Origin of the sequence: Sphingobium sp. (assembly GCF_032153725.1) — a bacterium.
In the GTDB taxonomy this organism is placed as follows: Bacteria; Pseudomonadota; Alphaproteobacteria; order Sphingomonadales; family Sphingomonadaceae; genus Sphingobium.
In genome coordinates this window covers 37,332-62,251 of record NZ_JALDYQ010000014.1, presented here as the reverse complement: position 1 = coordinate 62,251, position 24,920 = coordinate 37,332, and the positions used below count along the sequence as shown (strand labels likewise).

Sequence of the window (24,920 nt, the reverse complement as noted above, 5' to 3'; positions counted from 1 at the left end):
GACTTGAAAATGCTTTAGGGGCATCAGGGATTCGAATCCGGTACCCACGACCTGGAGCAAAAATGAAGCGGTTGATCCTGTTCCGTCACGCCAAGTCCGATTGGGACGATCCGGTTGCACGGGACTTCGACCGGCCGCTCAACCGCCGGGGGGAAAAGGCCGCGCTGGTGATGGGCGAGTTCGCCAGGGCGCGGGGCATCGCATTCGACATGGTGGTCGCCTCTCCCGCGGTGCGGGTCGTGGAAACGCTGAACAGCTTTTCCGCCAGCTATGGCGAAGTGGTCGATCCGCATTGGGACCGGCGCATCTATCTGGCCTCCACCCCGACCCTGTTCGACGTGATCCGCGACCTGCCCGACGACGCCGACAGCGTGCTGATGTCGGGGCATAATCCGGGGCTGGAAGAATTGATCCTCGATCTCGTCCCCGACGACGGCGCAAGCCCGCTGCGCGAGGATGTGGAGGTGAAATTCCCCACTGCCTCGATCGCCGTCATGGATCTGCCCATCGATCATTGGAGCGAGGCGAAGCCCAATATCGCCAGCATTGCCAGCTTCACGCGCCCCCGCGACCTGGACCCGGCCCTGGGTCCGGGATCGCGCTGACGAACTGATGACGCCGATCCTCTGGCGGCGGGCGGAAGCGTGCGATGCAGCGGCCCTTTCGCTGCTGGGTGGAGCGACCTTCCTCGCCAGTTTCGCGCATGACCATCCGGGCGAGGCGTTGATCGCCCATATTCGCGAAGCGCATGGGGAAGCCTATTATGCGGCGGCGCTGGCTGATCCGGATCAGACCGCGCTGATCGGGGAAACGCCGCTGGGCGCGCCAGTGGGCTATGCGCTGCTGACGCGGCCCCAGCTGCCGGTCGAAACCGGGCCGACCGATCTTGAACTCAAGCGCATCTATCTGCTGTCCGGCTGGCAGGGCGGCGGCAATGGCGCCGCGTTGCTGGCTCTGGTGATGGAGGAAGCGCGTCGCCGCGGGGCGAAACGCCTGTTGCTTGCGGTCTATGAAGCCAATGAGGGCGCGCAGCGCTTCTATGCGCGCCATGGTTTCGATGAAGTGGGCGAAACAGTCTTCATGGTGGGCGATGCGCCCTTTCGGGACCTGATCTACGCGGCTCCGCTCGATTGATTTTCCGGTAGAGGGGACGCTCCGCGCAAGCCGGCGCCGACAGCCTCTATTCCCCGATCGCCTTCGCCAGCACGGCGCGAATGGCTTCCAGCCGGGGCAGCAGATCGGCGCCGAGAGTTGATTCGCCGTTCTTCGTCGCCATGGCAACGCCGGGTGACGGAATACCACTCCCATCGGCTAGCGCTTTTTGCGCGCCCCTGACGGTGAAGCCCTCGACATTCAGCAAATGATTGATCTGTCGCACCAGCGCAACATCGGCGGGCCGGTAATAGCGGCGATTGCCAGATCGCTGGAGCGGGCGAAGCTGGGTGAAACGTGTCTCCCAATAGCGCAGGATATGCTGCGGCAGGCCGAGTTCGCCCGCCAGCTCACTGATGGTCAGAAATGCACCCTCTGCCTTTTCCATGGTCATGATGTTGCACCCTTAGCAGCGCCAAGGTCAACCTCCGGGAAAATGGCTATTTTGGTTATCGTCGTCGCCTCAGACCGAGGCGACGCGATCCCGCATCGTCTGGCTGGCGCGGAAGGTCAGCACCCGGCGCGGTTCGATCGGCACTTCCACGCCCGTTTTGGGGTTGCGGCCCATGCGCTGCGTCTTGTCACGCAGGACGAAGGTGCCGAAGCTGGAGATCTTCACATTTTCCCCGCGCTCGAGCGCCGACGACATATGCTCCAATATGGATTCGATTAAGGTTGCCGCTTCTGCCCGCGAGAGGCCAATATGACGGTTCACGCTCTCCGCGAGATCCGCGCGCGTCAGAGTCCCTGTACCGCTCATCGCACTTCCCCACCTTGATCCCCGTCGAGCCTAAATGCGGGTGATCATTTGATAATGTGCGCGCTTCTGCATGATTCGGCAAGATGACGTCCCGCCAAAATCCCTAAAAAAGCGTGAAAAATGGACGGGATAGCGGTCCCAGAGCGGGATTTGGTGTCCGGCGGGAAATGTCGGAGCCGCGTGAGGCAGGATGGATGGGTCAATATTGCAGCCTTTGGGGTTGCCCCAGGGCCGATCAGCCCTAAACCCGCAGAACGCTGGCGCCCCAGGTGAAACCACCGCCCATCGCTTCCAGCACCAGCAGATCGCCCGGCTGAATCCGCCCGTCGCGGATCGCGAGATCGAGCGCCAATGGCACCGACGCGGCGGAGGTATTGGCGTGCCGGTCGACCGTCATCACCACCTTCTCCGGCGCCAGTTTCAACTTGCGCGCGGTGGCGTCGAGGATGCGGGCATTGGCCTGATGCGGGATCAGCCAGTCGATCTCGGCCGGGGTCATGCCGGCGGCTTCCATCACTTCGGTCAATACCGAGGCCAGTTTGGTGACGGCATGGCGGAAGACTTCCTGTCCCTTCATGCGCAGCTTGCCGACCGTCTGGGTGGTCGACGGGCCGCCATCGACATAGAGAAGCTGGTTGTGGCGGCCGTCCGCATGGAGTTTCGAGGCGAGGATGCCGCGCCTGCCATCCGCGCTTTCCTCCGCGCCCAGCACGACCGCGCCCGCGCCGTCGCCGAAGAGGACGCAGGTGGTGCGGTCCTCCCAGTCGAGGATGCGGCTGAAGGTTTCCGAGCCGATCACGAGTGCGTTCCGTGCCGCGCCCGAGCAGATCATGCTGTCGGCGACGGTGATCGCGTAGAGGAAACCCGAACAGACCGCCGCCACGTCAAAAGCGACGCAATCGTCGATGCCGAGCGCGGCCTGAACGATGGTGGCAGTGGCAGGAAAGGTCTGGTCGGGAGTAGCCGTCGCCAGAACGATCAGATCGATTTCCTGCGCGCTGATGCCGGCAGCCTCCAATGCGGCCTTCGCAGCATCGGTGGCGAGCGTGGCGGTGGTTTCGCCATCGCCCGCAATATAACGGTTGCGGATGCCGGTGCGCTCGACGATCCATTCGTCGCTCGTGTCCACGGTCTGCGCCAATTCGGCATTGCTGACGGAGCGGACGGGCAGGGCCGAACCCGTGCCCAGGAGAATGGATCGGCGGATCACTTTGCGGGCAGCTCCATCCTGGATGCGGGGGCGGTGAGGCCCTCGATCCCGTGCATGTCGGCGGCGATACGCCGGGTGATGTCTTCTTCCAACAGGCGCGCTGCAACATGGACCGCATTGGCCACGCCCTTGTCATTGGCGCTGCCATGGCTCTTCACCACCACGCCGTTAAGGCCAAGGAAGACAGCGCCATTATGGTTGTTCGGGTCGAGATGATGCTTCAGGAGATGCATCGCCGGCTTCGAGATCAGGAAGCCGAGCTTCGAACGGATCGAACTGGTGAAGGCGGTGCGCAGCAGATCGGTGACGAAACGAGCCGTGCCCTCCGCCGTCTTGAGCGCGACATTGCCGGAAAAGCCGTCGGACACGATCACATCGACATCGCCGCGGCCGATCTTGTCACCTTCGACAAAGCCTTCGAAAGAGAGCGGCAGGCTGGTCGCGGCGCGCAGGATCGCGGCGGCATCGCGGATTTCCTCCGTGCCCTTCATCTCCTCCGTGCCGATGTTCATCAGCCGGACGCGGGGACGCTCAAGGTCGAGGGCGATACGGGCATAAGTGGCTCCCATCACCGCGAACTGGACGAGGTTGCGGGCGTCGCATTCGGTGTTGGCGCCAAGGTCGAGCATGACCACGTCATTGTCGCCAAGTGTCGGCAACATCGCCGCCAGCGCAGGGCGATCAACGCCCTTCATGGTGCGCAGCGCCAGCTTGGCCATCGCCATCAGCGCACCGGTATTGCCGGACGAAACGGCCGCGCCGCAGTCACCCGCCTTCACCGCCGCGATCGCCATGCTCATGGAGCTGGTCTTCTTGCGGATGGCGACGCTGGGCTTGTCGCCCGCATCAACGATATCGGGCGCGTGGACGATTTCCGATGCGGCACGCAGATTCGGGTGATGGTCGAGCGCGGACTTGATCCGCGCTTCGTCTCCGAAAAGGGTGAAGCGCAGCCCTTCGTGACGGTGACGGGCGAGCGCTACGCCCGCCATCATCACGCGCACGCCTTCATCCCCGCCCATCGCGTCGATTGCGATTCGCGGCTGGCTGGACAAATTAACGCACCCTTTTCAGGAGAAACTAGGTGTCAGGCCCCGACGGCGATGACTTCGCGGCCGTTATAATGGCCGCAGGCGTCGCACAGATTGTGCGGGCGCTTCAGTTCGCCGCAGTTCGAGCATTCCTGGAACGCTTCGACGCGCAGCGAGTCATGGCTGCGACGCATGCCGCGGCGGGACGGGGAAGTTTTCCTCTTGGGGACAGCCATGTCGGCACCTTATTCCATAAATTGATCTGTTAATGCGACTGGCCGATCCGATGGATGCCGACGCCAACGGCGCCGCAGACCCATGCGGCCCGGATGATCGCGAAGCCCTGCGCCTATAGCGTTTTTTGGCCCATGTGCAAGTCCTTCTTGCCCTCCGCCCTTTCCCTCTTATTCTGCGGGCGTGACGATAAAGCGGGGGAATCCGATGTTGCTGCCGATCACGCTGACCCTGGCCTCGGCCTGCGCGCTGCTCAACATGTGGCTGGGGATTCGCTGCGCGCGAATCCGGATGGCGGACCATGTGCTGCATGGCGACGGCGGAAGCGCGCTGCTGGCCAAGCGGATGCGGGCGCACGCCAATTTCATTGAATATGTCCCGGTGACGCTGATTCTCTTCGGCCTGGTGGAACTGGCGGTCGGGGCTTCGATCTGGCTCTGGGGCGCGGCATTGGTGCTGGTGGTGGCGCGAATCGGCCATGCCTTCGGGATGGATGCGGAAAAGCCCACCGCCTGGCGTGCCGGTGGAGCATTGTTGACCTGGGTGGTGATGGTGGGGTTGGCGCTGGTGGCGCTCTATGTGGCCTATGGGGCGACACGGGCAGTCCCGGCGCCGCCCGCCATGGCAATGATTCGCCAAGGCTAGGTCAGGACGGAATCCGCCACGAACGGATTGGTCCGGCGTTCATGGGCGAAGTTGCTCATCGGGCCATGGCCGGGGACGAAGGCGGTGTCGCCACCCAAGGGCCAGAGCTTGCCCGTGATGGCGTCGATCAGGTCCTGATGATTGCCCATCGGGAAATCGGTGCGGCCGATCGAACCCTGGAACAATACGTCGCCGACGATGGCGAGCCTGCTTGGCGCATGATGAAAGACGACATGGCCCGGCGTGTGGCCCGGGCAGTGATAGACGTCGAGCGTGAGATTGCCCACCGTCACCTGATCGCCGTCATGGAGCCAGCGGTCGGGTTCGAAGCTTTCGCCATTAATGCCATATTTCCGGCCATCCTCATCGAGACGATCGATCCAGAAGCGGTCGGCTTCGTGAGGCCCCTCGATCGGAACGCCGAGATCGCGGGCAAGGATGCCCGCCTGACCGCAATGGTCGATATGACCATGGGTGACGAGGATCTTCTCGATGGTGACGCCATGCTGCTCCGCGGCCTTCTTCAGCATCGGCAGGTCACCGCCCGGATCGACGAAGGCACCCCGATTGGTCGCCGTGCACCAGAAGAGCGTACAGTTCTGCTGGAGCGGCGTCACGGGAATCAGGGTAGCCCTGAGCGGGGGATCTTGCGGTGGAGTCGTCATGCCGCTGATGTGGCGAAGCCGCGGGCCGGGCGCAAGGCTTAGCCCGCATCCTCGGTTGCAAAGGGTTCCGCGAGGCTGATGCTGTCCAGCACTTTCGCCGTTTCATCGCGGACGCGGAGCATCACGCGGTGCAGGCGGCATTCCGCTTCGGGCAGGCAGTTGGTGCACGTCTCATGCGCGAAACGGCTGGCGCAGGGGGTGAGCGCGAGCGAGCCACGCGTGAGGCGGACGATATCGCCATAGCTGATGTCGACCGGCGCCAGCGCCAGCCAATAGCCGCCATCGCGCCCGCGCTGGGTCGCGACCAGCCCCTCGCGCGCCAGCTCCGACAGGATCACCGTCAGGAATTTGGACGGGATATTCTGGCGCGTGGCGATCTCGTTCAAGGGCACCGGGCCTTGCCGGTAGCGGTCTGCGAGATGCTGGAGGGCACGAATGGCGTAACGGGTCTTCTGCGAGAGCATGGCTTGTTATTCGCTTCCGCCGGTGATTTGACAAGCCATTCAGGGCACCGGATTCAGCGCCGCACGCGCCTGTTTCGGAAAATCGCTGAACAGGGCGTCGACGCCGGTGCGGGCGATCGCCTGGACATAACCGGCAAAGTCCCCCCTGCCCTGCGGATCGTCGGGACGCTGGAAGGCTGGCGGGAGGAAGTCGTTCTCCATCCGCAGCGTCCACACATGGACTTGCAGGCCGGCATCATGGGCTCGGACGACAAGGCCCGTCGCGCCTTCGGGGGTCAGCACCATGGCAGCCGGCAGGCCGATGCCATCGGCATAGTCGGCAATCTGTTTCAGGCCCTGAATGGCCATCATGTCGGCATAGCTGGTGCCGGGCGCGTCGGCGGGGCCGCCTTCACTGTCCACCAGCTGGATGAGGCGCAGGCGGGAGACGGCGCGCAGGGCCTTCAGATTGCCGACCTCGAAGGACTGGATGAAGACGGGGTCGGCCTCCGTCTGGTAGCCGTAGCGGCTGAGCAGATCGAGCAAAGGCGCCTGATGCGGCAGGCCGATGCCGGCGAAATAGCCGGGGTGCTTGGTTTCGGGATAGAGGCCGATGCGGCGACCGGTTTCGGCCTCCTTGGCGCGGACCAGCTTCAATATCTCCTCGAAGGTCGGGATCAGATAGAGGTCGTTGAAGCGGCTGTTGGCGGGGCGCAGCTGGGGCAACCGCTCACGGGCGCGCAGGGTGCGCAGTTCCGCGAGGGTGAAATCCTCGGTGAACCAGCCGGTGATCGACTGGCCGTCGATGGCTTTGGTCGTCCTGCGGGCGGCAAATTCGGGATGGTCCGCGACATCGGTGGTACCGCCGATCTCATTTTCGTGGCGGGCGACGAGGATGCCGTCGCTGGTCAGCACCAGATCGGGTTCGATATAGTCGGCGCCCTGATCGATCGCGCGCTCATAGCCGGCGAGCGTATGTTCGGGCCGCTCGCCGCTGGCGCCGCGATGGGCGATGATGAAAGGCTCCGCCATCGCAGGTGCCACCATGAAGAAGGTGAGGAGGATGGCGGCCTTGCGGAGCATCCTCCGGAAGATCACGCCTTCACGCCCACCAACGCATCCTCATAGGTGGTCGCCTTGAAACCGACGATGGTGCGGCCGCCCAGATCGAGGATCGGACGCTTGATCATCGAGGGGTTGCTCATCATCAGCAGCACTGCCTTGTCCGCGTCGATATGCGCCTTGTCGCCGGCATCCAGTGCCTTGAAGGTCGTGCCGGAACGGTTGAGGATCGTCTCCCACCCATGTTCCTCGACCCAGCCGCGCAGCGCGGTTTCGTCGACGCCCGACACCTTGTAATCGTGGAAGCTGTAGGACTTGCCGCTATTGTCGAGGAAATTGCGCGCCTTCTTGATCGTGTCGCAATTCTTGATGCCGTACATGGTCAGCATGGCCGTGATCCCCCAAATTATCCGCGATATGCGGTGACTTCGATCTCGATCTTCATCTCCGGCTTGATGAGGCCGGTGACGACGCAGCTTGCCGCCGGGCGGATGTCTCCGAAAATCGGGGCGGTCGCTTCGCCCAGCACGTCCCAATAGGCCGCGTCGGTGATGTAATAGGTCACGCGGACCACGTCGGCGAAGGAGAAGCCGGCCTCTTCCAGCGCCTTGCCGATGACCTTCAGCGCGTTCCTGCCCTGGTCGACGACCGATTCAGGCATGGTCTTGGTTTCAGGATCGGTGCCGGTGGTGCCGGCGACGAAGCACCAGTCGCCCTGGACGAGAGCGCGCGAATAGCCGACCTGCGCCTCAAAAGGCGAGCCGGAGGAAATGAGCTGGCGGGGCATGAGGATTCCCTTTGTCAGATCGAAGAGAAATGGGGCGGAAAGGATCGTCGCGGCTCTTGCCCCGTTGGTGGCAAGCTGTCCAGCGCCTTTTGCTCGGCGGGAACGGCGCGGGCGGCTGAGCCGTTGGGTGGGGGAAGCAGCCGGGCCTGTCCTTGATCGGGGTCAAAACAGGAGACGGCACGGCAAAGTCCCGTTAAGGCCGCGTCATGAAATGGGACAGGCAATCGGAGCGGCGCCGCGTCCAGACGGCGTGGCGGGCAGAAGCGCGGCGGGGGCGGCGGAAAAAACCCGCTTTCGCGGTGCTGGTGCTGGGCGGCGTGCTGATCGGCGGCGGGCTGGGCTGGCTTGGGCCGGATTTGATGTGGCAGCTTTCCCGGCGGGAAGTGACGGCGCCGGTGGTCAGCGACACGCTCTCGGCACGGTTCGGTTTCTGTCACACGGGCGGTGGAACCAATTGCGTCGTGGACGGCGACACTTTCTGGTTCCACGGGGAAAGGGTGCGCGTGATGGATATCGACGCGCCCGAAACCCATGATCCGCGCTGCGCGGAGGAAGCCGCGCTGGGAGCAAGGGCGACGCGACGATTGCAACAGTTGATGAACGCAGGCCCCTTTTCACTGGAAAGCGGAGATCGGGACAGCGACCGTTACGGGCGAGCCCTGCGCGTGGTGACGCGGGGCGGGGATTCGCTGGGCGAGATGCTGGTCGCGGAGGGGCTGGCGCGCGAATGGGACGGGTCGCGGCATCCCTGGTGCTGAAGCGGAGGGAGGGGATTTCCCCTCCCCCTACTTTGCATCAACGGCAGCTGAGACTGCCGCGATCGATTTCGCGGCCGAGCAGCGCGCCGGCCCCGGCGCCGATCAGGACGCCCGCGGTGTTGGAATAGCCGCGGTCGAGCTGGCCGCCGAGCAGACCGCCCAGCGCCGCGCCGACGATCAGGCCGGTGGTGCCGTCCGAGCGGCGGCAATAATAGCGGTCGTCATAGCCGCGATAGATGCGCGTGCCGCGCGTCACGACAATCGGTTCATAGCCGCCGCGATAATAGCGGTCGGGGCGGTAATAGCGGCCATAGCGCCGGTCCGGGCGATTCCAGTCATAGCTGTAGATGACGCGGCCGGGGCGGCGCCAGCCTTCGTGGCGGCCATTGTCGTGGCGGCCGCCACGATCCCAGTCGCGATCGCGGTCATGGCCGCGACCCTGGGCCCAGGGCGGCGGATCGGCGGCGGCGGGGGCTGCGCCCAGCGCCACGGCGCCGAGCGAAAGCGCGGCGAAAGCCGTTTTCAGGGTGAACTTCATCAGATGCTCCCTTGGTTATGATGGGTGCAGAACATCCGAAGCCCCACAAACGTTGCATGAACGGAACAAAACGGTCCGTTCATCCGTCGGACAGGTGCGTGATTGTTGGATTTGGGTGACATAGGTGACACGATGCCATCACGAAGAAGCGCCGGGTTCCTGTTTGTCTGCCATGTCAAAGAGCCGCGCCGGGCATAGCGGGCTTTGGGGGCTGTAGGACAGGAAATAGGATCGGCCGGGGGCGGCTTTTCTAAAGGACGCTGTTGATGGCGGCTTTTTGCGGGTCGGCAGAGGTGTCGGGCGCGGAAGCGCTTCCCTGTCCTGTCGCCTTCTGGCTCTCGCCGTCGTCGGAGGCGCCGACGAACTGGATCGCCGTCAGGATCACCAGAATGGCCCAAAGCAGCGCCATCCAGCGGCTGGTGAAGAGGGAGGAAAGGCGGACGCCGAACATGGGTGGAGGATAAGCGGCTTATGCAGCTGCTTTGCGCGAGCGGGTCTGATCGCCACGGCCCGCAAGCAAGCCGGCGATGGAAATATCCTCGTCAATCTCCTCCCAATGAAGACCGGCCCGGCTGAGTTCGACCTGCGCACGCTGCTCTGGCAGCGCATGGAGCAGGCGGGGGAACCAGGCGAGCGGAACGCCGAGCGTACGGCCATCGTCAAGATCGACCCAGAAACTGTCTGCGTCGAAACGGACGGCAAGGGGTTCAGGAGAAGAAGTCATTCCAGGCGCTTTCTATCTCTTCGCGTTTTTCCTCTATAACATGGGAAAGCTGCGTAAGCACGTGCGCGGAGAAACCCCGGCTTTCGGCCACCGTCACATCGGGCCAGAGCCAGAATTTGGCGTTGTTCCTGTCCTTGCGCACATGGATATGCACCGGCTCGCGCGGATCGCCTTCGTTAGCGTAGAAGTGGAAGCGATAGCCGTTCCAGTCGAAGACCTTGGGCATGGATCAATCTACGCTTGATGGAAGTGACGACTCATTTTTGCGGATATCTCCCTGAAACTGTCTTGGAGAGGGCTCCAGATGAGAAATGTAACAACTCCCTTGCTGCCCCCAATCAAAATAGAGCCCGCCCATGTTTGAAGAAATGCTACTCGCTTCTGCCGGGCTTACATCCAATGTTTGGGACAGTAATTTTACGGGTTTTTTGTCACCAAGCAATGTCACGAACACATTCAGTTGATGGCTACCACTCTTAAAACGAAATTCCGAATTATCCGGAGGCAAAAGAAAATGGTGGTTTGTCACTACTCCAACATCACCGATGTGCAATCCGCTTCCTCTTACCAACCGATCTTCGCCATATACCCAGATGTTGAAGCTTTGTAGAGTTTCTTGCCTTGTGAGTGTAACAAACATGTTCTCCACGACCCGCCCCCGTTTCGAGTTGGAGATTAGCAAAGTCCGTAGAAAGATTTTCGGCCTGCCATTTGAACCTTCATAACGCGAACCGTCCGGTCCAAAGAAAATCACAGAGGGCCGAGTCATGCGTACCCGCCCCCTGCGAAAATAAGTCAGCCACAAGGTTATGGTAGATATTAAGAGCGCACTCCCCGAAATCCCTATCGCAACAAACGGGCTTGGCTCAAACACTCAAATTTACTCCGCCGCGATCCCCGCTGCCTTGAACATGTCCGGGTCGCCGCCCTCATCCGCATTGGCCGCGTCGCTGCTCTTGAGCTTGGTGCGGCGGTCGAAGGCATCCCACACATCGTTCCACTGGCCGCGCGTCGCTGCCTTCGAATATTCCGTCGCGCGGGTTTCGAAGAAATTGGCGTGCTCCACGCCGTTCAGCAGCGGGGTCAGCCAGGGGAGCGGATGCTCATCGATCATGTAGATCGGCTTCAGGCCCAGCTGGCCGAGGCGCCAGTCGGCGATGTAGCGGACATATTTCTTGATGTCCTTGGGCGTCATGCCCGGCACCGGGCCCATTTCGAAGACGAGGTCGATGAACGCATCCTCGATCCGCACCGTCTTCTGGCACATGTCCATAATGTCTTCCTTGACCGAAGCGGTCAGGCAGTCACGCTCCTTCACGAAGGCATGGAACAGGCGGATGATGCCTTCGCAGTGCAGCGTCTCGTCGCGGACCGACCAGCTGACGATCTGGCCCATGCCCTTCATCTTGTTGAAGCGCGGGAAGTTCATCAGCATGGCGAAGCTGGCGAAGAGCTGAAGCCCCTCGGTGAAGCCGCCGAACATGGCGAGCGTCTTGGCGATATCCTCGTCCGTGTCGACGCCGAAGGTCGCCAGATAATCGTGTTTGTCCTTCATCTCCTTATATTGCATGAAGGCCGAATATTCGGTTTCGGGCATGCCGATCGTGTCGAGCAGGTGGCTGTAGGCCGCGATATGGACCGTTTCCATGTTGCTGAACGCGGTCAGCATCATCTTGACCTCGGTCGGCTTGAACACGCGGCCGTATTTTTCGTGGTAGCAATCCTGCACTTCCACGTCGGCCTGGGTGAAGAAGCGGAAAATCTGGGTCAGCAGGTTGCGCTCATGGTCGCTCAGCTTCTGCGCCCAGTCGCGGCAATCCTCGCCCAGCGGCACTTCCTCCGGCAGCCAGTGGAGCTGCTGCTGGCGCTTCCAGAATTCATAGGCCCAGGGATATTCGAAGGGCTTGTAGACCTTGCTGGCTTGAAGAAGAGGCATGGCTTTACTCCGGCGCGATAATGTAGCCGCCCATGGCGAGAATGCCGATCAGGGCGACGAGAAATCCGAAACCGGTCAGGCCCCACGCATGGATGCGGGCCATGATCCGGTCGAAACTGTTGAGCGGAAGCGGATCGGCGCCCATCGCCTTGAAAATCACGGCTTCCGAGAGGGGAGCGCTGTCTCCGGCCTTGTGTCGCAGTTCCGATATGCCCTCAAGGACCATTACCAGACCCAAAACCGTCATCATGACAAAGGCCATCATCGCTCTTCTCCCCCTATTCGATCAGGGTACAGCCCCGATCGGTGGTTCCGGCAGGCGGGCGGGTCGCTCTGCCGGTGAGGCGATCACTGGCAGGCGAGACACTCGTCATAATCCGTGCTCCCGCCCCCGATCTCGAATTTGGGGGCGTCGATCGTGTTGTCGGCCTCCACCCCGCCCGCGAAGCCGGCGCGCTGCACCGATTTCGAGCGGAGATAGTAGAGCGACTTGATACCCAGTTCCCAGGCGCGGAAGTGGAGCATGAGCAGGTCCCATTTCTCCACGTCGGCCGGGATGAAGAGATTGAGCGACTGCGCCTGGTCGATGAAGGGCGTGCGGTCGGCGGCCAGTTCGAGCAGCCAGCGCTGGTCGATCTCGAAGCTGGTCTTGAACGTGTCCTTTTCTTCCTGGGTCAGGAATTCGAGATGCTGGACCGAGCCGCCCTTTTCCAGGATCGAGTTCCAGACGGCGGTGCTGTCCTTCGCCTTTTCGACCAGCAGCTTTTCCAGATAGGGATTCTTGACCGCGAAGCTGCCCGACAGCGTCTTGTGCGTGTAGATGTTCGCCGGGATCGGTTCGATACACGCGCTGGTGCCGCCGCAGATGATGCTGATCGACGCCGTCGGGGCAATCGCCATCTTGCAGCTGAAACGCTCCATCAAGCCCATGTCGGCGGCGTCCGGACACGGCCCGCGCTCGACCGCCAGCTGCATGGAGGCTTCGGCCGCCTTTTCGCTGATATGCTTGAAGATGCGCAGGTTCCAGCTTTTCGCCATCGCCCCTTCGAAGGGAAGGCCACGGGCCTGGAGGAATGAGTGGAAGCCCATCACCCCCAGGCCCACTGACCGTTCACGCGCCGCCGAATATTTCGCCCGCGCCATTTCGTCCGGCGCGCGGTCGATATAATCCTGCAACACATTGTCGAGGAAGCGCATGACGTCCTCGACGAAACGGGGGTCCTTGTTCCATTCGTCCCAGGTTTCCAGATTGAGGGACGAAAGGCAGCAGACCGCCGTCCGGTCATTGCCGAGATGGTCGCGACCCGTCGGCAGTGTGATTTCGGAACACAGGTTGGAAGTCGACACCTTGAGCCCGAGTTCGCGGTGATGCCGGGGCATGGTGCGGTTCACGGTGTCGTTGAAGACGATATAGGGTTCGCCGGTGGCGAGGCGGACCTCCACCAGTTTCTGGAACAGGGCGCGGGCGTTGACGCTGCCGCGCACCGACTGGTCCTTCGGGCTGCGCAGCGCGAATTCCTTGCCGTCGCGGACCGCTTCCATGAACTCGTCGGTCAGGAGGACGCCGTGGTGCAGGTTCAGCGCCTTGCGGTTGAAGTCGCCGGACGTCTTGCGGATTTCCAGGAACTCCTCGATCTCCGGATGGGAGATGTCGAGATAGCAGGCGGCCGAGCCACGGCGCAGCGAACCCTGGGAGATGGCGAGCGTCAGGCTGTCCATCACCCGGACGAAGGGGATGATGCCGCTGGTCTTGCCGTTCAAACCGACCGGCTCGCCAATGCCGCGGACATTGCCCCAATAGGTGCCGATGCCGCCGCCGCGCGAGGCGAGCCAGACATTCTCGTTCCAGGTGTTGACGATGCCTTCCAGGCTGTCGTCGACGCTGTTGAGGTAGCAGCTGATCGGCAGGCCGCGACCGGTGCCGCCGTTCGACAGGACGGGCGTGGCGGGCATGAACCAGAGGCGCGAGATATAGTCGTAGACGCGCTGGGCATGGTCGGCATCGTCGGCATAGGCGGCGGCGACGCGGGCGAACAGGTCCTGATAATCTTCGCCGGGCAGCAGATAGCGGTCCTTCAGCGTGTCCTTGCCGAATTCGGTCAGCAGCGCGTCGCGGCTGTTGTCGGTCTTAACGGGAAAGCGGCGCTCCTGGACGGTGGACGAGGATGCCGGCGCCGCAACCGCCTTGGCCGGGGCTTTCTTCTTGTCGGCCACTGCTTCCACCACTTCGTCAATCACGGTTGCCACGTCGCCTGCACCTACCTGTTCGCTATCCCGAAAATCCATAACGAGCCCCCGAATGTTCCTGTTCCGTTCGATTCGGTCAAGCCCTGCCGGCCGGGCCGACAATATAGCATCAACCGACCCGTGCCGGGGAGACGGAAATGGGTTTCCCGGACCGGATCGCAAGGGCAAAAACACCCTCCCTCCGGGAACCGGCCCGGTTGGCGCAATCACAATCTGTTGGGTAACCCCCGTTAACCCGATACAAGGGATAGTGCCACAGCTTCATTTGCTTGCAAGGGGGTAAATGACAGTTCGGGGACTCGGTTCGCCGCTGGCGCGACTCATTTCATCGGTGGTTCCGCACGTCGCATCGCAGCGACGCGCGGACTTTCCTTGGCTGCGGAAAAGGCAAGAGGAACAATTGCCGCTATAAAATAAATTTGGCTTGCCACGGAAATGCTTGAGCGCGGCGATTCAACCCATGGCGCTTCATGACGGCGGCATGACACGATATGGTGTGGGAAACGGCAAAAAGCCGATCCCGATCAACTTCAGGGGTCACAAGAAGAGGTGCCGACATGATTCTCTATTACCATCCCCTCTCCTCCTATTGCTGGAAGGCGTTGATCGCCCTTTACGAGAATAAGACGGCGTTCGAGCCGCGCCTGCTGGAAGACGCGGCCGTCGTGGAGGCCTGGAAGACGCTCTGGCCGATCGGGAAATTTCCAGTGTTGCGCGATGAGGCACGCGACCGGACGATCGCGGAAAGCAGCATCATCGTCGAATATCTCGGGCTGCACTGTCCGGGGCCGTTCCGCCCGATTCCCGAGGATGCCGATGCCGCGATCGAGGTGCGGCTGATGGACCGGCTGTTCGACAATTATGTGATGACGCCGATGCAGGCCATCGTCGGGGACCGGATTCGGCCGGAGGGCGTCGCGCGCGATCCCTATAGCGTGGGGGAAGCGCGGCGGATGCTGGGCAAGGCCTATGTGCTGCTGGAAGAGCGGATGGCGGGACGGCGCTGGGCGGCGGGGGACGACTTCACGCTGGCCGATTGCGCGGCGGCGCCGGCGCTGTTCTATGCCGACAGGATCGAACCGATGCGGAGCGGCTTTCCGGGGCTGGCCGCCTATATAGAGCGGCTGGAGGCGCGGGAGAGCTTTGCGCGGGTGCTCAGGGAGAAGGAGCCGTGGTGGCATATGTTCCCCTTTGCCAATGGGTAAGGGCGGCGCACTGGACTCCGGCCGCAATCCCTACTAGCCGCTCCCCTGCATGGAACCGCCGTGCAGGGCGGGCCACAAGATATAGGGACCAGGGTAGATGACCGTCATCAAGACCGCCGATCTGATCGAGAGCGTTGCCGATGCGCTCCAGTTCATCAGCTATTATCATCCGATGGATTATATCCGCGCGCTGGGCAAAGCCTATGACGCAGAGGCCAATCCGGCGGCCAAGGACGCCATCGCCCAGATCCTGACCAACAGCCGCATGTGCGCCGAAGGGCATCGCCCGATCTGTCAGGACACCGGCATCGTCAACGTCTTCGTCAAATGGGGCATGGACTGCCGCCTCGATGACAATAGCCGCTCGATGCAGGACGTGGTCGATGAGGGCGTGCGCAAGGCCTATCTGAACCCGGAAAACCGGCTGCGCGCGTCGATCCTGAAGGACCCCGCCTTCTCGCGCGTCAATACGAAGGACAACACGCCCTGCGTGCTGAATGTCGAGATGGTGCCGGGCAACAAGGTGATCGTCGACGTCGCGGCCAAGGGCGGCGGCAGCGAGAACAAGACCAAGTTCAAGATGATGAACCCGAGCGATTCGATCGTCGACTGGGTGCTGGAGATGATCCCGCAAATGGGCGCGGGCTGGTGCCCGCCCGGCATGCTGGGCATCGGCATTGGCGGCACGGCGGAAAAGGCCGTGGCGCTGGCCAAGGAATCGCTGATGGACCCCATCGACATGGGCGAGCTGAAGGCGCGCGGGCCGCAGAACGATATCGAGAAGCTGCGGATCGAGATTTTCGACAAGGTCAATGCGCTGGGCATCGGCGCGCAGGGTCTGGGCGGGCTTTCCACCATCCTCGACGTCAAGATCTACGACTATCCCTGCCATGCGGCGGGCAAGCCGGTGGCGATGATCCCCAATTGCGCGGCGACCCGCCATGCGCATTTCACGCTCGACGGGTCGGGTCCGGCCTATCTGGAGGCGCCGAAGATTTCCGAATGGCCGCAGGTGGACTGGAAGCCGAGCAAGGAAGCGATCCGGGTCGACCTCGACAATCTGACGCCGGAAGTGGTGCAGAGCTGGAAGCATGGCGACCGGCTGCTGCTGAACGGCAGGATGCTGACCGGGCGCGATGCGGCGCACAAGCGCATCCAGGACATGCTGGCGCGCGGCGAGGAACTGCCCGTCGATTTCAAGGGCCGCGTGATCTACTATGTCGGCCCGGTCGATCCGGTACGCGATGAAGTGGTGGGACCGGCCGGGCCGACCACCGCGACGCGCATGGACAAGTTCATGGACATGATGCTGGAGCAGGGCCTCGCCGCCTGCGTCGGCAAGGCCGAGCGCGGGCCGGCGGCGACGGACAGCATCGCCAGGCACAAGAGCGCTTACCTCATGGCGGTCGGCGGCGCGGCCTATCTGGTGGCGCGGGCGATCAAGGCGGCCAAGGTGGTCGGCTTCGAGGACCTGGGCATGGAAGCCATCTACGAGTTCGAGGTGCAGGACATGCCCGTCACCGTCGCCGTGGACAGCGAGGGGCAGAATGTCCACCGCCTCGCCCCGCTGGTGTGGCAGGAGAAGATCAGGAAAGAGCATCTGCTCGAAGGGGCGTAAGGGCCTGCCGCTAGAGCACGCTGCTTTAAATCCGACGCCTGCCGCGCACTCTAGTTCTTTGTTATCGCATCGTTTCAAGCGCAAAACCGGTTCCCGCTTTTGCGCACGATGCTCCAAATCCTCCCCATGCAGTGCATGGGGAGGGGGACCATTTGCATGACAAATGGTGGAGGGGAAAAGGCGCGATGCCTCCCATAAGAAAGACCGTTGCACAGGCGCGTGGCCTGCGGCGTACATTGACGCCACCCGAAATCGCCCTGTGGCAATGGCTACGAGGGCGGCCGGAGGGGCTGAAATTCCGGCGGCAGCATCCCGTTGGGTCCTATGTGCTGGATTTTTTCTGTGCCTCAGTGCGACTGGCGATCGAGATTGATGGTAGCCATCATGATGGCATGGAACAGATCACGCACGACCAGAGGCGCGATGCCTGGCTGCGCTCTCAAGGGATTCGGGTGCTGAGGATTAAAGCTGGCGATGTGCTCAGCGAGATCGACAGCGTGACGCGGTATATATTGGGCCAGTGTCACCCATTTCCCCTCCACCATCCTTCGGATGGTCCCCCTCCCCCCGCTACGCGCGGGGAGGATTTGAGATGACATTCCCGATCTGGTTGCCGGCTACCCTGCTGGCGGGGGCCACGCAGGCCTGGCGGACGGCGGTGCAGCGGCGGGTGAGCAAGGAGCTGTCGGTCAATGCGGCAGGGCTGGTGCGCTATCTATATGGCTTGCCTTTCACGCTGATGCTGCTCGGCGGGTATCGGCTGCTCCTTGCCGCGCCCCTGCCCTCCCCCAATCCGCTTTTCCTGCTATTCTGCGCGGCCGGCGGGCTGGCGCAGATCGTCGCCACCAATCTGCTCATCATGGCCTTTGCCCATCGCAACTTCGTCGTCGGCACCGCTTATTCCAAGACTGAGGCGGTGCAAGGCGCGATCCTGTCCTTTTTGTTGCTGGGAGAGCGTCTGCACCCGCTCGCCTGGGCAGGCATAGGCAGCGGCGTGGTCGGCGTGATGCTGCTGTCGACGGGCGGAAAGCGCATGGGGGCGGTGGATTTCCTGAAGGCGCTGGGACAGCCGGCGGCCTTGTGCGGGATCGCGTCCGGCTTCTTCTTCGCGCTGACGGCCATCGGCATCAGGCGGGCGACGCAGGAGGTGGGCGGCGGCGATCCGATATTGGCCGCGCTGATCGTGCTGGTGGTGACGGTCACGATGCAGACGGGGATGCAGGGCGGCTATCTGCTGCTGCGCGAGCCGGAACAAATGGATGGACTCTTCCGCAGCTGGCGCGTGTCGGGGCAGGTCGGGCTGCTATCCTCGCTGGGGTCGGCCTGCTGGTTCACCGGCTTTGCCACCGCGCCGGTCGCGCTGGTGCGGATCGTCGGCCAGATCGAGGTCGCCTTCACCCTGGGCTTTGGTCATTTCTATCTGGGCGAGCGGATGACGCGCAGCGAGGCGATGGGCCTGCTGCTGGTGGCCGGCGGAGTCGTGCTGGCGCTGATGGGGGCGCTGTAGCGACGGCCTGTTCAGTCTGCGATCCGGACAGGACCCTTGCCGCCGCAGCGATCCGCGCTATGTCCCTCCCCGTCATCATAGCGGGAGACGGCATGGGCCGCATCGTCGGGAAAATCGTGAAGGGTCTGGGCGTTGCGCTGCTGTTTCTGGTGGTCGCGCTGTGCCTGGCGGTCACCATTGTTCCACCCTTTCTGGATCGTATCTATTATCAGGGGCCGGTCAGCCGCCATTATGACGGCGCGCGCTTCTTCAATCCCGATGGCGAGATTCATTTTTCCGCGCCGCCGGGAAGCAGCCGGCGCGGCTTCATCGCGCGCTGGCTGATGGGACAGGACGATCGACCCGCCTGGCCTGACACCGTGGCCGTGAAGCCTTCGCGGCCGCCCGCCTTCGCCGCGCCACGCGGCATGGTGGCGACCTGGGTGGGGCATGCGACGGTGCTGGTGCAGGCGGCGGGGCTGAATATCCTGACCGATCCGATCTGGTCGGACCATGCCAGCCCCTTTCCGCCGCTGGGGCCCCGGCGCGTGGCGGAGCCGGGGGTGCGCTTCGACGATCTGCCGAAGATCGACCTCATCATCATCAGCCACAATCATTATGACCATATGGACATTCCCACGTTGAAAAGGCTGTGGGAACGGGATCGGCCGAAGATCATCACCAGCCTGGGCAATGACGCGATCCTGAAGGCCAACGGCATTCCGTCGACGGCGCTCGACTGGGGGCAGTCGGTAAGCGGGGCGGCGCTGAACGGGCTGGGCGGCGCCACGGTGATCCAGTGCGAAAATTACGAACATTGCCCGGATTATCGCGTTCATGTGCTGCGCAACCATCATTGGAGCAGCCGCTGGGGCACGGATCGCAGCCGGGCCTTGTGGTCGAGCTTCGTGATCAGCACGCGGGCGGGCAATGTCTTCTTTGCCGGCGATACCGGCGCGGGGGACATGGCATGGCCGGAGGAAGCGGCGCGGCTGGGGCCGATCAGACTGGCGATGATCCCGATCGGGGCGTTCCGTTTCTATCCGGGGCAGATGCAGTCGGACTCGCATATCGGGCCGGAACAGGCGGTGCAGGTGTTCGAGAAGCTGAAAGCATCGACCGCCATTCCCATCCATTGGGGGACGTTCCGGCTGTCCTATGAGAAATGGGGGACGCCGCCCGCCATGCTGGAGCTTTATCTGCGTTGCGAAGGGATTGCGCGGGAACGCTTCGCGCCGCTCAGGATCGGGCAGTCGATTGTGGTGCCGGGCTATTCGGCGGTGCCGCGGGGGGAAAAGCGTTGCGACCGGCGGGCGATTGCGCGGCTGGAATAGCAGGGCCTGGGCGACGGGTGGCGGTTGCGGCTGTTGGTCAGAGGCGGACCTTATAATCGCCCGTCCTAATGACCCGCCGCCAGCATGGCGCGATAATTGTCCACCGTCATCATGGCGAGATATTCGGCCTGCATCTCCTGCGTCAGCAGTTCCACCATCTGCCGTCCCTCGATCCACAGTTCGATGACGCCGAAGGCCCCGCCCCGCTTGCAATATCTGGCGGGCCAGCCTTCGCGGGTGGCGATGGCCAGCACCTCCTCCTCGCTCAGCACCGTGGCGATGGCGGCGTGGGTGGCGGTGTAGCCGGTCTGCTCCTTCGGATCACCGAAACCGCCGGCATCGTCCTCTTCCTCGCGCAGGATGGTGCCGAGCGGATAGACCTCTATCGCCGTGCCGCGATCGTCACCGGCCAGCGCGATCCAGCTGCCGGGGGTGACGGGCGGGAAGGGAAAGGCCTCCCCGCGCCAGAATTCTGCGATGACCTGCGCGACATGGCGCGGGTCCTGAGCCGCGATCGAGAGATGGAACAGCATGGGACGACTCCTCCATGGGAAGGAAATGCCGTCTCCGACCATCGCATGAATCGCAGCTCAGCGCATTTTCATTTCATCCCCTGCGATATCGCCGCTCAGGCCTTGGCGCATTCCCCGGCGCGCTTGCCGGTGACGTCATGGGTGGTCCGCAGCACGGGGCTGCCGCCCTCCGTCCTGGTCATGGTGCTGCCCAGCGTCAGCGTGTCGGCGGTGAAATTGCCCTCCAGAACGATTTCCGACGTGCCTTTGCCGGATGTGCAGGCAAGCGTCGCGATCAGCCGGCCCTTGCGGATCAGCTTGTCCTTATAGGTGCAATCCTTGCCTTCTTCGCCCGCCAGTGCATTGGCGTCGGGCACGCCGGCGGCGTCGACGGCGATGCAGGCCTTGTCCTCACTCACCTGCTTCAATGCGGCCTGATATTCGGCCGGGGTGACGGTGGGGGTGTTGTATCCGGTGGTCTTGCGGGTCAGCGTCCATTCGCCGGCCTTCATGAATATCGGTGCTTCGGCGGCTTCGGGCGCGGGTTCCGGCTTGCTGCCACAGGCGGCCAAGCCAAGAGCGAGCGGCAACGCCGCCAGCGCAACTTTCTGCATATCCTCTTCCCCTGTTCTCTGACTGGAACGCGGCGAGGCTCGCGCCAAGTCACGCAAAGAGCAAGAGGAATCTGAATCCGATCAACGCTTCCCATTCGTTGCGCTTGCCCAGCGCGCAGCCGCGAAGCCAGCACGCCGGGCTCTCATTCACTTGGCCGCGCAGGTCGATCCGATCCACTTGCCCGACGTCCTGGCCTTCATGCTCATGTTCATGCCGTTGGGGGCGCCGGTCATCTTCATGTCCATGTGCATTTCATAGCTTTCCGGCGCATAATCGCCGGACATGACGGCGTTCATCGTGCCGCCCTGCGATTTGCAGCTGATCTCGCCCTTCACCGAGCCGCCGCTGGCGTCGAAGCCCTTATAGGTGCAATCCTTGTTCTCCTGGCCTGAGAACATCTTGCCGCTGGGGTTGGCCGCTTCCTCCGGCGAGACGCAATATTTGATCGAGGTGCGGCTCATCATCTTCTTCATCTGTTCTTTCATCTGGGCGCCGCCGCCCGGCATATTGGGCATGTCGATGTCGACCAGCTCATAGGTCCCCTCCCACTGGCCGGGCTTGAGCTGGACCTTCTGGACTTCCTGCCTGACCTCCTCGCGGCTCTGCGGCTCGCTGGACTTTTTCTCGCCGCAGGCCGCCAGCAAAGCCGTTGCTCCCATCAGGCCCAGTACCGTTTTGCGCATGGATAATCCTCCCTGTTGCACCCCGCTTGGGCCGGGACCATATCAAGCGGCGATGACAATTCAAATCCGCACCACGCTGGACGAGCCGCAGACCGGCGACGGCTTCGTCCCCCACCGTCCCGCGCGCCCGGAAAAGAGCGAGGGCGGGCGACCGTTCAAGCTGGTGTCGGACTATGAACCGTCGGGCGACCAGCCGACCGCCATTGCCGAGCTGGTGGACACCGCGTTGCAAGGCGAGAAGGATCAGGTGCTGCTGGGCGTCACCGGCTCCGGCAAGACCTTCACCATGGCGAAGGTGATCGAGGCGTTGCAGCGGCCTGCCCTCATATTGGCGCCGAACAAGATTTTGGCTGCGCAGCTTTATGGGGAGTTCAAGAGCTTCTTCCCTGAGAATGCCGTCGAATATTTCGTCAGCTATTATGATTATTACCAGCCCGAAGCCTATGTGGCGCGGTCGGACACCTATATCGAGAAGGAGTCCAGCGTTAACGAGGCGATCGACCGGATGCGCCACTCTGCCACCCGCGCGCTGATGGAGCGGGACGATGTGCTGATCGTGGCATCGGTATCCTGCCTCTATGGCATCGGCTCGGTCGAGACTTATTCGGCCATGACCTTTGCGATGAAGAAGGGCCAGATCGAGGATCAGCGGGAGATCATCCGCAAGCTGGTCGCGCTCCAATATAAGCGCAACGACGCGGCCTTCGCGCGCGGCAATTTCCGGGTGAAGGGAGATAATCTGGAGATTTTCCCCTCCCACTATGAGGATACGGCATGGCGGGTCAGCTTCTTCGGCAATGAGATTGAGGAGATTGTCGAGTTCGATCCGCTGACAGGGAAGAAGATCGCATCGCTCGATTATGTGAAGGTCTTTCCCAACAGCCACCACGTCACGCCGGGGCCGACGCTCAAGCAGGCGATGGAGGCGATCCGCTTCGAACTGGCGGAGCGGCTGAAGGAACTGACCGGCGAAGGCAAGCTGCTGGAGGCCCAGCGGCTGGAGCAGCGGACCAATTTCGATCTGGAGATGATCGCGGCGACCGGCAGCTGCGCGGGGATCGAAAATTATTCGCGCTTCCTGACCGGCCGCCTGCCGGGCGAGCCGCCGCCGACTTTGTTCGAATATCTGCCCGAGAACGCGCTGCTGTTCGTGGACGAGAGCCACCAGACCGTGCCGCAGATCGGCGCGATGGCGCGGGGCGACCATCGGCGGAAGATCACGCTGGCCGAATATGGCTTCCGCCTGCCGAGTTGCATCGACAATCGGCCTTTGCGCTTCAACGAGTGGGACGCGATGCGGCCGCAGACGGTTTCCGTGTCAGCGACCCCCGGCCCCTGGGAGATGGAGCAGACCGGCGGCACCTTCTCCGAACAGGTCATCCGCCCGACCGGGCTCATCGACCCGCCGGTCGAGATCAAGCCGGTGGAGGATCAGGTGGACGACCTGATCAACGAATGCCGCAAGGTCGCTGCGCAGGGGTATCGCACGCTCGTCACCACGCTGACCAAGCGGATGGCGGAGGACCTGACCGAGTTCATGCATGAGGCGGGGATCAAGGTCCGCTACATGCACTCGGATGTCGAGACGCTGGAGCGTATCGAACTGATCCGCGACTTGCGGTTGGGCGTTTATGACGTGCTGATCGGCATCAACCTGCTGCGCGAGGGGCTGGATATTCCCGAATGCGGGCTGGTGGCGATATTGGATGCGGACAAGGAGGGTTTCCTGCGCTCCGAAACCTCACTGATCCAGACGATCGGGCGTGCGGCGCGCAACGTCGAGGGGCGGGTGATCCTCTATGCCGACCGCGTGACGGGCAGCATGGAGCGGGCGCTGGGCGAAACCTCGCGGCGGCGCGAGAAGCAGATGGAATATAATGCCGAACATGGCATCACGCCGCAGACGGTGAAGAAGAATATCAGCGACATCATCGCCCATGTCGCATCGAAGGATCAGGTGACGGTCGAGACGGGGCTGGAGGACCGGCCGCATCTCGTCGGGCACAATCTGCGCGCCTATATCGAGGATCTGGAGAAGAAGATGCGCGCGGCGGCGGCGGATCTGGAGTTCGAGGAAGCCGGGCGGATACGCGACGAGATCCGCAAGCTGGAGGCGGAGGAACTGGGCCTGCCCGCCGAGCAGCAGGTGGCGGCGCCAAGGGGACGCGCAACCGAAGGCAAGCCGGGGACGCGGAAATTGCGCTATGGAAAGGTGCAGAAGAAGTTCGGGCGGTAAACGCGCGGCATGTCTTCGCGACGCCGCCGTCCAACCATGGGAACGACAGCATGACCGTCACCATCAGCGTTTTCGAACAGTCCCCCGATCGCGGCAAGGGATTGGCGCGCGACATGCCGGTGCGATGGGCACTGGAGGAAGTGGGCTGTCCCTATGACGTCCGGCTCGTCTCGTTCGAGGCCATGAAGCAGGCGCCGCATCTGGCGCTGCACCCGTTCGGGCAGATTCCGACTTATGAGGAAGGCGATCTGCGGCTGTTCGAGTCAGGGGCCATCGTGTTGCATGTGGCGGAGCGCCACGCGGGCCTGTTGCCGGCGGACGGCGATAGCCGCGCCCGCGCGGTCGCGTGGATGTTCGCCGCGCTCAGCACCGTGGAGCCGCCGATCGTCGAGCGTTCCATGGCCATGCTGATGGAAAGCGGCAAGAGCTGGCATGCGCAGCGCCTGTCCATGCTGGACGATCGCGTCCGCCAGCGGTTGGGCGCCCTGTCCCGGCGGCTGGGCGATGCCGACTGGCTGGAGGGCGGGTTCAGCGCCGGGGACCTGATGATGGTGTCGGTGCTGCGCAGACTGGCCTCTTCTGGCCTGCTCGACGAATATCCGAACCTGTCGGCCTATGTCGCGCGCGGCGAGGCACGCCCCGCCTTCCAACGGGCGTTCGACGCCCAGTTGGCGATCTTCAACGCGCTTTCGCAGGGTTTCCCTCAATAGGTCCGGCTGGTGACGTTCGCGGTGCCGTCGGCCTGAATTTCGATCAGATGGGCGGTGCCATTGTCGCACTCGGCCTTCCAGCCGCGGATGCCGGGGCGGACTTCGGCACGTTCGGATGTTTTGACGCTGGGGCAAAGGGCGCCCGACGCCTTGATCGCCTTTTCCAGCACGCCATTGCGCAGCCCTTCATCCAGTTTGGCCACCTCGGCCGCGGCGCCCGTTTCGGGGGCAGGCCGAGGCCGGGGGGCAGGCGGGTTATCGTCGTTCTTGCCGCAGGACATCAGGCTGAAAACCGCCGCCAGCAGGATCGTCTTTCGCATTACAGGCCT

Annotated in this window: 33 protein-coding genes; 11 read left to right on the top strand and 22 right to left on the bottom strand. The window is 63.1% G+C overall.

Annotation, left to right across the window (positions count from 1 at the left end):
• The first annotated feature begins 62 nt into the window (after positions 1 to 62).
• Both RUH75_RS07055 and RUH75_RS07050 read left to right on the top strand, forming a co-directional pair.
• Positions 63 to 605, top strand: a complete 543-nt coding sequence (locus tag RUH75_RS07055) for a histidine phosphatase family protein (RefSeq protein WP_313803585.1) — start codon at positions 63 to 65, stop codon at positions 603 to 605.
• A gap of 7 nt (positions 606 to 612) precedes the next feature.
• Positions 613 to 1,134 (top strand): GNAT family N-acetyltransferase, encoded by a 522-nt coding sequence (locus tag RUH75_RS07050; protein WP_313803582.1) that lies wholly within the window; start codon positions 613 to 615, stop codon positions 1,132 to 1,134.
• 46 nt (positions 1,135 to 1,180) lie between these two features.
• Here the strand turns inward: RUH75_RS07050 and RUH75_RS07045 are convergent, their stop codons facing one another.
• The 5 genes from RUH75_RS07045 to rpmF all read right to left on the bottom strand — a co-directional run bounded on the left by RUH75_RS07045 (position 1,181) and on the right by rpmF (position 4,389).
• Positions 1,181 to 1,540, bottom strand: coding sequence for a MerR family transcriptional regulator (locus RUH75_RS07045; protein ID WP_313803628.1), 360 nt, complete (start codon positions 1,538 to 1,540; stop codon positions 1,181 to 1,183).
• 75 nt (positions 1,541 to 1,615) lie between these two features.
• Positions 1,616 to 1,912, bottom strand: coding sequence for an integration host factor subunit alpha (gene ihfA, locus RUH75_RS07040; protein WP_313803577.1), 297 nt, complete (start codon positions 1,910 to 1,912; stop codon positions 1,616 to 1,618).
• Positions 1,913 to 2,153: 241 nt separating this feature from the next.
• Complete coding sequence (locus RUH75_RS07035) at positions 2,154 to 3,122, bottom strand: beta-ketoacyl-ACP synthase III (RefSeq protein WP_313803574.1); 969 nt, start codon at positions 3,120 to 3,122, stop codon at positions 2,154 to 2,156.
• Complete coding sequence (plsX, locus tag RUH75_RS07030; RefSeq protein WP_313803626.1) at positions 3,119 to 4,144, bottom strand: phosphate acyltransferase PlsX; 1,026 nt, start codon at positions 4,142 to 4,144, stop codon at positions 3,119 to 3,121. Before plsX ends, RUH75_RS07035 begins: the two co-directional genes overlap by 4 nt.
• Before the next feature lie 65 nt (positions 4,145 to 4,209).
• Positions 4,210 to 4,389, bottom strand: coding sequence for a 50S ribosomal protein L32 (rpmF, locus tag RUH75_RS07025; protein ID WP_192667702.1), 180 nt, complete (start codon positions 4,387 to 4,389; stop codon positions 4,210 to 4,212).
• A 205-nt stretch (positions 4,390 to 4,594) separates the two neighbouring features.
• On the opposite strand from rpmF, the gene RUH75_RS07020 reads away from it, so the two are divergent.
• On the top strand, positions 4,595 to 5,032 hold the full coding sequence (locus tag RUH75_RS07020; RefSeq protein ID WP_313803624.1) for an MAPEG family protein: 438 nt from the start codon (positions 4,595 to 4,597) through the stop codon (positions 5,030 to 5,032).
• Here the strand turns inward: RUH75_RS07020 and RUH75_RS07015 are convergent.
• The 5 genes from RUH75_RS07015 to RUH75_RS06995 are packed head-to-tail and all read right to left on the bottom strand — an operon-like array spanning position 5,029 to position 7,989.
• Positions 5,029 to 5,697 carry an MBL fold metallo-hydrolase gene (locus RUH75_RS07015; RefSeq protein ID WP_313803566.1) on the bottom strand — a complete coding sequence of 223 codons (669 nt, stop codon included), beginning with the start codon at positions 5,695 to 5,697 and terminating at the stop codon, positions 5,029 to 5,031. The two genes, RUH75_RS07020 and RUH75_RS07015, sit on opposite strands and share 4 nt — an antisense overlap.
• Positions 5,698 to 5,735: 38 nt before the next feature.
• Positions 5,736 to 6,161: an Rrf2 family transcriptional regulator gene (locus RUH75_RS07010; protein WP_313803563.1), complete on the bottom strand. Its 426-nt coding sequence runs from the start codon at positions 6,159 to 6,161 to the stop codon at positions 5,736 to 5,738.
• Between the two features lie 39 nt (positions 6,162 to 6,200).
• On the bottom strand, positions 6,201 to 7,223 hold the full coding sequence (locus tag RUH75_RS07005) for a glycerophosphodiester phosphodiesterase (protein ID WP_409592333.1): 1,023 nt from the start codon (positions 7,221 to 7,223) through the stop codon (positions 6,201 to 6,203).
• Positions 7,224 to 7,234: 11 nt separating this feature from the next.
• Complete coding sequence (locus RUH75_RS07000; RefSeq protein ID WP_313803557.1) at positions 7,235 to 7,591, bottom strand: ArsC family reductase; 357 nt, start codon at positions 7,589 to 7,591, stop codon at positions 7,235 to 7,237.
• Between the two features lie 17 nt (positions 7,592 to 7,608).
• Complete coding sequence (locus RUH75_RS06995) at positions 7,609 to 7,989, bottom strand: RidA family protein (RefSeq protein ID WP_313803554.1); 381 nt, start codon at positions 7,987 to 7,989, stop codon at positions 7,609 to 7,611.
• Positions 7,990 to 8,195: 206 nt separating this feature from the next.
• On the opposite strand from RUH75_RS06995, the gene RUH75_RS06990 reads away from it, so the two are divergent.
• Positions 8,196 to 8,747 carry a thermonuclease family protein gene (locus RUH75_RS06990; protein WP_313803551.1) on the top strand — a complete coding sequence of 184 codons (552 nt, stop codon included), beginning with the start codon at positions 8,196 to 8,198 and terminating at the stop codon, positions 8,745 to 8,747.
• Between the two features lie 37 nt (positions 8,748 to 8,784).
• Here the strand turns inward: RUH75_RS06990 and RUH75_RS06985 are convergent, their stop codons facing one another.
• From RUH75_RS06985 to RUH75_RS06950, 8 genes are all read right to left on the bottom strand, one after another.
• The gene (locus RUH75_RS06985) at positions 8,785 to 9,285 is read right to left on the bottom strand and encodes a glycine zipper 2TM domain-containing protein (protein WP_313803548.1); all 501 of its coding nucleotides are present in this window, start codon (positions 9,283 to 9,285) and stop codon (positions 8,785 to 8,787) included.
• A 250-nt stretch (positions 9,286 to 9,535) separates the two neighbouring features.
• The gene (locus tag RUH75_RS06980; RefSeq protein WP_313803545.1) at positions 9,536 to 9,736 is read right to left on the bottom strand and encodes a hypothetical protein; all 201 of its coding nucleotides are present in this window, start codon (positions 9,734 to 9,736) and stop codon (positions 9,536 to 9,538) included.
• 18 nt (positions 9,737 to 9,754) lie between these two features.
• Complete coding sequence (locus tag RUH75_RS06975) at positions 9,755 to 10,009, bottom strand: DUF2442 domain-containing protein (RefSeq protein WP_313803542.1); 255 nt, start codon at positions 10,007 to 10,009, stop codon at positions 9,755 to 9,757.
• Positions 9,993 to 10,235: a DUF4160 domain-containing protein gene (locus RUH75_RS06970; RefSeq protein WP_313803539.1), complete on the bottom strand. Its 243-nt coding sequence runs from the start codon at positions 10,233 to 10,235 to the stop codon at positions 9,993 to 9,995. Before RUH75_RS06970 ends, RUH75_RS06975 begins: the two co-directional genes overlap by 17 nt.
• A gap of 3 nt (positions 10,236 to 10,238) precedes the next feature.
• Positions 10,239 to 10,658: a hypothetical protein gene (locus RUH75_RS06965; RefSeq protein WP_313803536.1), complete on the bottom strand. Its 420-nt coding sequence runs from the start codon at positions 10,656 to 10,658 to the stop codon at positions 10,239 to 10,241.
• A 231-nt stretch (positions 10,659 to 10,889) separates the two neighbouring features.
• On the bottom strand, positions 10,890 to 11,945 hold the full coding sequence (locus RUH75_RS06960) for a ribonucleotide-diphosphate reductase subunit beta (RefSeq protein ID WP_313803533.1): 1,056 nt from the start codon (positions 11,943 to 11,945) through the stop codon (positions 10,890 to 10,892).
• Between the two features lie 4 nt (positions 11,946 to 11,949).
• Positions 11,950 to 12,210, bottom strand: a complete 261-nt coding sequence (locus tag RUH75_RS06955; RefSeq protein WP_313803530.1) for a hypothetical protein — start codon at positions 12,208 to 12,210, stop codon at positions 11,950 to 11,952.
• A gap of 83 nt (positions 12,211 to 12,293) precedes the next feature.
• On the bottom strand, positions 12,294 to 14,231 hold the full coding sequence (locus RUH75_RS06950; RefSeq protein ID WP_313803527.1) for a ribonucleoside-diphosphate reductase subunit alpha: 1,938 nt from the start codon (positions 14,229 to 14,231) through the stop codon (positions 12,294 to 12,296).
• Positions 14,232 to 14,749: 518 nt separating this feature from the next.
• On the opposite strand from RUH75_RS06950, the gene RUH75_RS06945 reads away from it, so the two are divergent.
• The 5 genes from RUH75_RS06945 to RUH75_RS06925 all read left to right on the top strand — a co-directional run bounded on the left by RUH75_RS06945 (position 14,750) and on the right by RUH75_RS06925 (position 19,835).
• The gene (locus RUH75_RS06945) at positions 14,750 to 15,397 is read left to right on the top strand and encodes a glutathione S-transferase family protein (protein ID WP_313803524.1); all 648 of its coding nucleotides are present in this window, start codon (positions 14,750 to 14,752) and stop codon (positions 15,395 to 15,397) included.
• 97 nt (positions 15,398 to 15,494) lie between these two features.
• Positions 15,495 to 17,015 (top strand): fumarate hydratase, encoded by a 1,521-nt coding sequence (locus RUH75_RS06940; RefSeq protein ID WP_313803521.1) that lies wholly within the window; start codon positions 15,495 to 15,497, stop codon positions 17,013 to 17,015.
• 185 nt (positions 17,016 to 17,200) lie between these two features.
• Positions 17,201 to 17,611, top strand: coding sequence for an endonuclease domain-containing protein (locus RUH75_RS06935; RefSeq protein WP_313803622.1), 411 nt, complete (start codon positions 17,201 to 17,203; stop codon positions 17,609 to 17,611).
• On the top strand, positions 17,608 to 18,522 hold the full coding sequence (locus RUH75_RS06930; RefSeq protein ID WP_313803518.1) for a DMT family transporter: 915 nt from the start codon (positions 17,608 to 17,610) through the stop codon (positions 18,520 to 18,522). The genes RUH75_RS06935 and RUH75_RS06930 overlap by 4 nt, the downstream gene beginning before the upstream one ends.
• A 92-nt stretch (positions 18,523 to 18,614) precedes the next feature.
• The gene (locus RUH75_RS06925; protein WP_313803619.1) at positions 18,615 to 19,835 is read left to right on the top strand and encodes an MBL fold metallo-hydrolase; all 1,221 of its coding nucleotides are present in this window, start codon (positions 18,615 to 18,617) and stop codon (positions 19,833 to 19,835) included.
• A 65-nt stretch (positions 19,836 to 19,900) separates the two neighbouring features.
• Here RUH75_RS06925 and RUH75_RS06920 read toward each other — a convergent pair whose 3' ends face one another.
• The 3 genes from RUH75_RS06920 to RUH75_RS06910 form a co-directional block, all read right to left on the bottom strand.
• A complete protein-coding gene (locus tag RUH75_RS06920) occupies positions 19,901 to 20,368 on the bottom strand; it encodes a hypothetical protein (RefSeq protein WP_313803515.1) in 468 nt (155 codons plus the stop codon).
• Between the two features lie 95 nt (positions 20,369 to 20,463).
• Positions 20,464 to 20,961 carry a DUF3617 domain-containing protein gene (locus RUH75_RS06915; RefSeq protein WP_313803512.1) on the bottom strand — a complete coding sequence of 166 codons (498 nt, stop codon included), beginning with the start codon at positions 20,959 to 20,961 and terminating at the stop codon, positions 20,464 to 20,466.
• Between the two features lie 147 nt (positions 20,962 to 21,108).
• Entirely contained in the window at positions 21,109 to 21,645 is a 537-nt protein-coding gene (locus RUH75_RS06910; protein ID WP_313803509.1) for a DUF3617 domain-containing protein, read from the bottom strand.
• 52 nt (positions 21,646 to 21,697) lie between these two features.
• Here RUH75_RS06910 and uvrB point away from each other — a divergent pair, with 52 nt between their 5' ends.
• Both uvrB and RUH75_RS06900 read left to right on the top strand, forming a co-directional pair.
• Positions 21,698 to 23,881, top strand: coding sequence for an excinuclease ABC subunit UvrB (gene uvrB, locus RUH75_RS06905; protein WP_313803506.1), 2,184 nt, complete (start codon positions 21,698 to 21,700; stop codon positions 23,879 to 23,881).
• A gap of 50 nt (positions 23,882 to 23,931) precedes the next feature.
• The gene (locus RUH75_RS06900) at positions 23,932 to 24,591 is read left to right on the top strand and encodes a glutathione S-transferase family protein (protein WP_313803503.1); all 660 of its coding nucleotides are present in this window, start codon (positions 23,932 to 23,934) and stop codon (positions 24,589 to 24,591) included.
• On the opposite strand, the gene RUH75_RS06895 is transcribed toward RUH75_RS06900, so the two are convergent.
• Positions 24,585 to 24,911, bottom strand: coding sequence for a hypothetical protein (locus RUH75_RS06895; RefSeq protein ID WP_409592332.1), 327 nt, complete (start codon positions 24,909 to 24,911; stop codon positions 24,585 to 24,587). The genes RUH75_RS06900 and RUH75_RS06895 overlap by 7 nt on opposite strands.
• Positions 24,912 to 24,920 lie beyond the last annotated feature (9 nt).

Excerpts from the sequence above, each read along its gene's own strand:
- RUH75_RS07055 (WP_313803585.1), top strand. The coding sequence starts at position 63 with ATGAAGCGGTTGATCCTGTTCCGTCACGCCAAGTCCGATTGGGACGAT.
- RUH75_RS07050 (WP_313803582.1), top strand. The coding sequence starts at position 613 with ATGACGCCGATCCTCTGGCGGCGGGCGGAAGCGTGCGATGCAGCGGCC.
- RUH75_RS07045 (WP_313803628.1), bottom strand. The coding sequence starts at position 1,540 with ATGGAAAAGGCAGAGGGTGCATTTCTGACCATCAGTGAGCTGGCGGGC.
- ihfA (WP_313803577.1), bottom strand. The coding sequence starts at position 1,912 with ATGAGCGGTACAGGGACTCTGACGCGCGCGGATCTCGCGGAGAGCGTG.
- plsX (WP_313803626.1), bottom strand. The coding sequence starts at position 4,144 with ATGGGCGGGGATGAAGGCGTGCGCGTGATGATGGCGGGCGTAGCGCTC.
- rpmF (WP_192667702.1), bottom strand. The coding sequence starts at position 4,389 with ATGGCTGTCCCCAAGAGGAAAACTTCCCCGTCCCGCCGCGGCATGCGT.
- RUH75_RS07020 (WP_313803624.1), top strand. The coding sequence starts at position 4,595 with ATGTTGCTGCCGATCACGCTGACCCTGGCCTCGGCCTGCGCGCTGCTC.
- RUH75_RS07015 (WP_313803566.1), bottom strand. The coding sequence starts at position 5,697 with ATGACGACTCCACCGCAAGATCCCCCGCTCAGGGCTACCCTGATTCCC.
- RUH75_RS07010 (WP_313803563.1), bottom strand. The coding sequence starts at position 6,161 with ATGCTCTCGCAGAAGACCCGTTACGCCATTCGTGCCCTCCAGCATCTC.
- RUH75_RS07005 (WP_409592333.1), bottom strand. The coding sequence starts at position 7,223 with ATGCTCCGCAAGGCCGCCATCCTCCTCACCTTCTTCATGGTGGCACCT.
- RUH75_RS07000 (WP_313803557.1), bottom strand. The coding sequence starts at position 7,591 with ATGCTGACCATGTACGGCATCAAGAATTGCGACACGATCAAGAAGGCG.
- RUH75_RS06995 (WP_313803554.1), bottom strand. The coding sequence starts at position 7,989 with ATGCCCCGCCAGCTCATTTCCTCCGGCTCGCCTTTTGAGGCGCAGGTC.
- RUH75_RS06990 (WP_313803551.1), top strand. The coding sequence starts at position 8,196 with ATGAAATGGGACAGGCAATCGGAGCGGCGCCGCGTCCAGACGGCGTGG.
- RUH75_RS06985 (WP_313803548.1), bottom strand. The coding sequence starts at position 9,285 with ATGAAGTTCACCCTGAAAACGGCTTTCGCCGCGCTTTCGCTCGGCGCC.
- RUH75_RS06980 (WP_313803545.1), bottom strand. The coding sequence starts at position 9,736 with ATGTTCGGCGTCCGCCTTTCCTCCCTCTTCACCAGCCGCTGGATGGCG.
- RUH75_RS06975 (WP_313803542.1), bottom strand. The coding sequence starts at position 10,009 with ATGACTTCTTCTCCTGAACCCCTTGCCGTCCGTTTCGACGCAGACAGT.
- RUH75_RS06970 (WP_313803539.1), bottom strand. The coding sequence starts at position 10,235 with ATGCCCAAGGTCTTCGACTGGAACGGCTATCGCTTCCACTTCTACGCT.
- RUH75_RS06960 (WP_313803533.1), bottom strand. The coding sequence starts at position 11,945 with ATGCCTCTTCTTCAAGCCAGCAAGGTCTACAAGCCCTTCGAATATCCC.
- RUH75_RS06955 (WP_313803530.1), bottom strand. The coding sequence starts at position 12,210 with ATGATGGCCTTTGTCATGATGACGGTTTTGGGTCTGGTAATGGTCCTT.
- RUH75_RS06950 (WP_313803527.1), bottom strand. The coding sequence starts at position 14,231 with ATGGATTTTCGGGATAGCGAACAGGTAGGTGCAGGCGACGTGGCAACC.
- RUH75_RS06945 (WP_313803524.1), top strand. The coding sequence starts at position 14,750 with ATGATTCTCTATTACCATCCCCTCTCCTCCTATTGCTGGAAGGCGTTG.
- RUH75_RS06940 (WP_313803521.1), top strand. The coding sequence starts at position 15,495 with ATGACCGTCATCAAGACCGCCGATCTGATCGAGAGCGTTGCCGATGCG.
- RUH75_RS06935 (WP_313803622.1), top strand. The coding sequence starts at position 17,201 with ATGCCTCCCATAAGAAAGACCGTTGCACAGGCGCGTGGCCTGCGGCGT.
- RUH75_RS06930 (WP_313803518.1), top strand. The coding sequence starts at position 17,608 with ATGACATTCCCGATCTGGTTGCCGGCTACCCTGCTGGCGGGGGCCACG.
- RUH75_RS06925 (WP_313803619.1), top strand. The coding sequence starts at position 18,615 with ATGGGCCGCATCGTCGGGAAAATCGTGAAGGGTCTGGGCGTTGCGCTG.
- RUH75_RS06920 (WP_313803515.1), bottom strand. The coding sequence starts at position 20,368 with ATGCTGTTCCATCTCTCGATCGCGGCTCAGGACCCGCGCCATGTCGCG.
- RUH75_RS06915 (WP_313803512.1), bottom strand. The coding sequence starts at position 20,961 with ATGCAGAAAGTTGCGCTGGCGGCGTTGCCGCTCGCTCTTGGCTTGGCC.
- RUH75_RS06910 (WP_313803509.1), bottom strand. The coding sequence starts at position 21,645 with ATGCGCAAAACGGTACTGGGCCTGATGGGAGCAACGGCTTTGCTGGCG.
- uvrB (WP_313803506.1), top strand. The coding sequence starts at position 21,698 with ATGACAATTCAAATCCGCACCACGCTGGACGAGCCGCAGACCGGCGAC.
- RUH75_RS06900 (WP_313803503.1), top strand. The coding sequence starts at position 23,932 with ATGACCGTCACCATCAGCGTTTTCGAACAGTCCCCCGATCGCGGCAAG.
- RUH75_RS06895 (WP_409592332.1), bottom strand. The coding sequence starts at position 24,911 with ATGCGAAAGACGATCCTGCTGGCGGCGGTTTTCAGCCTGATGTCCTGC.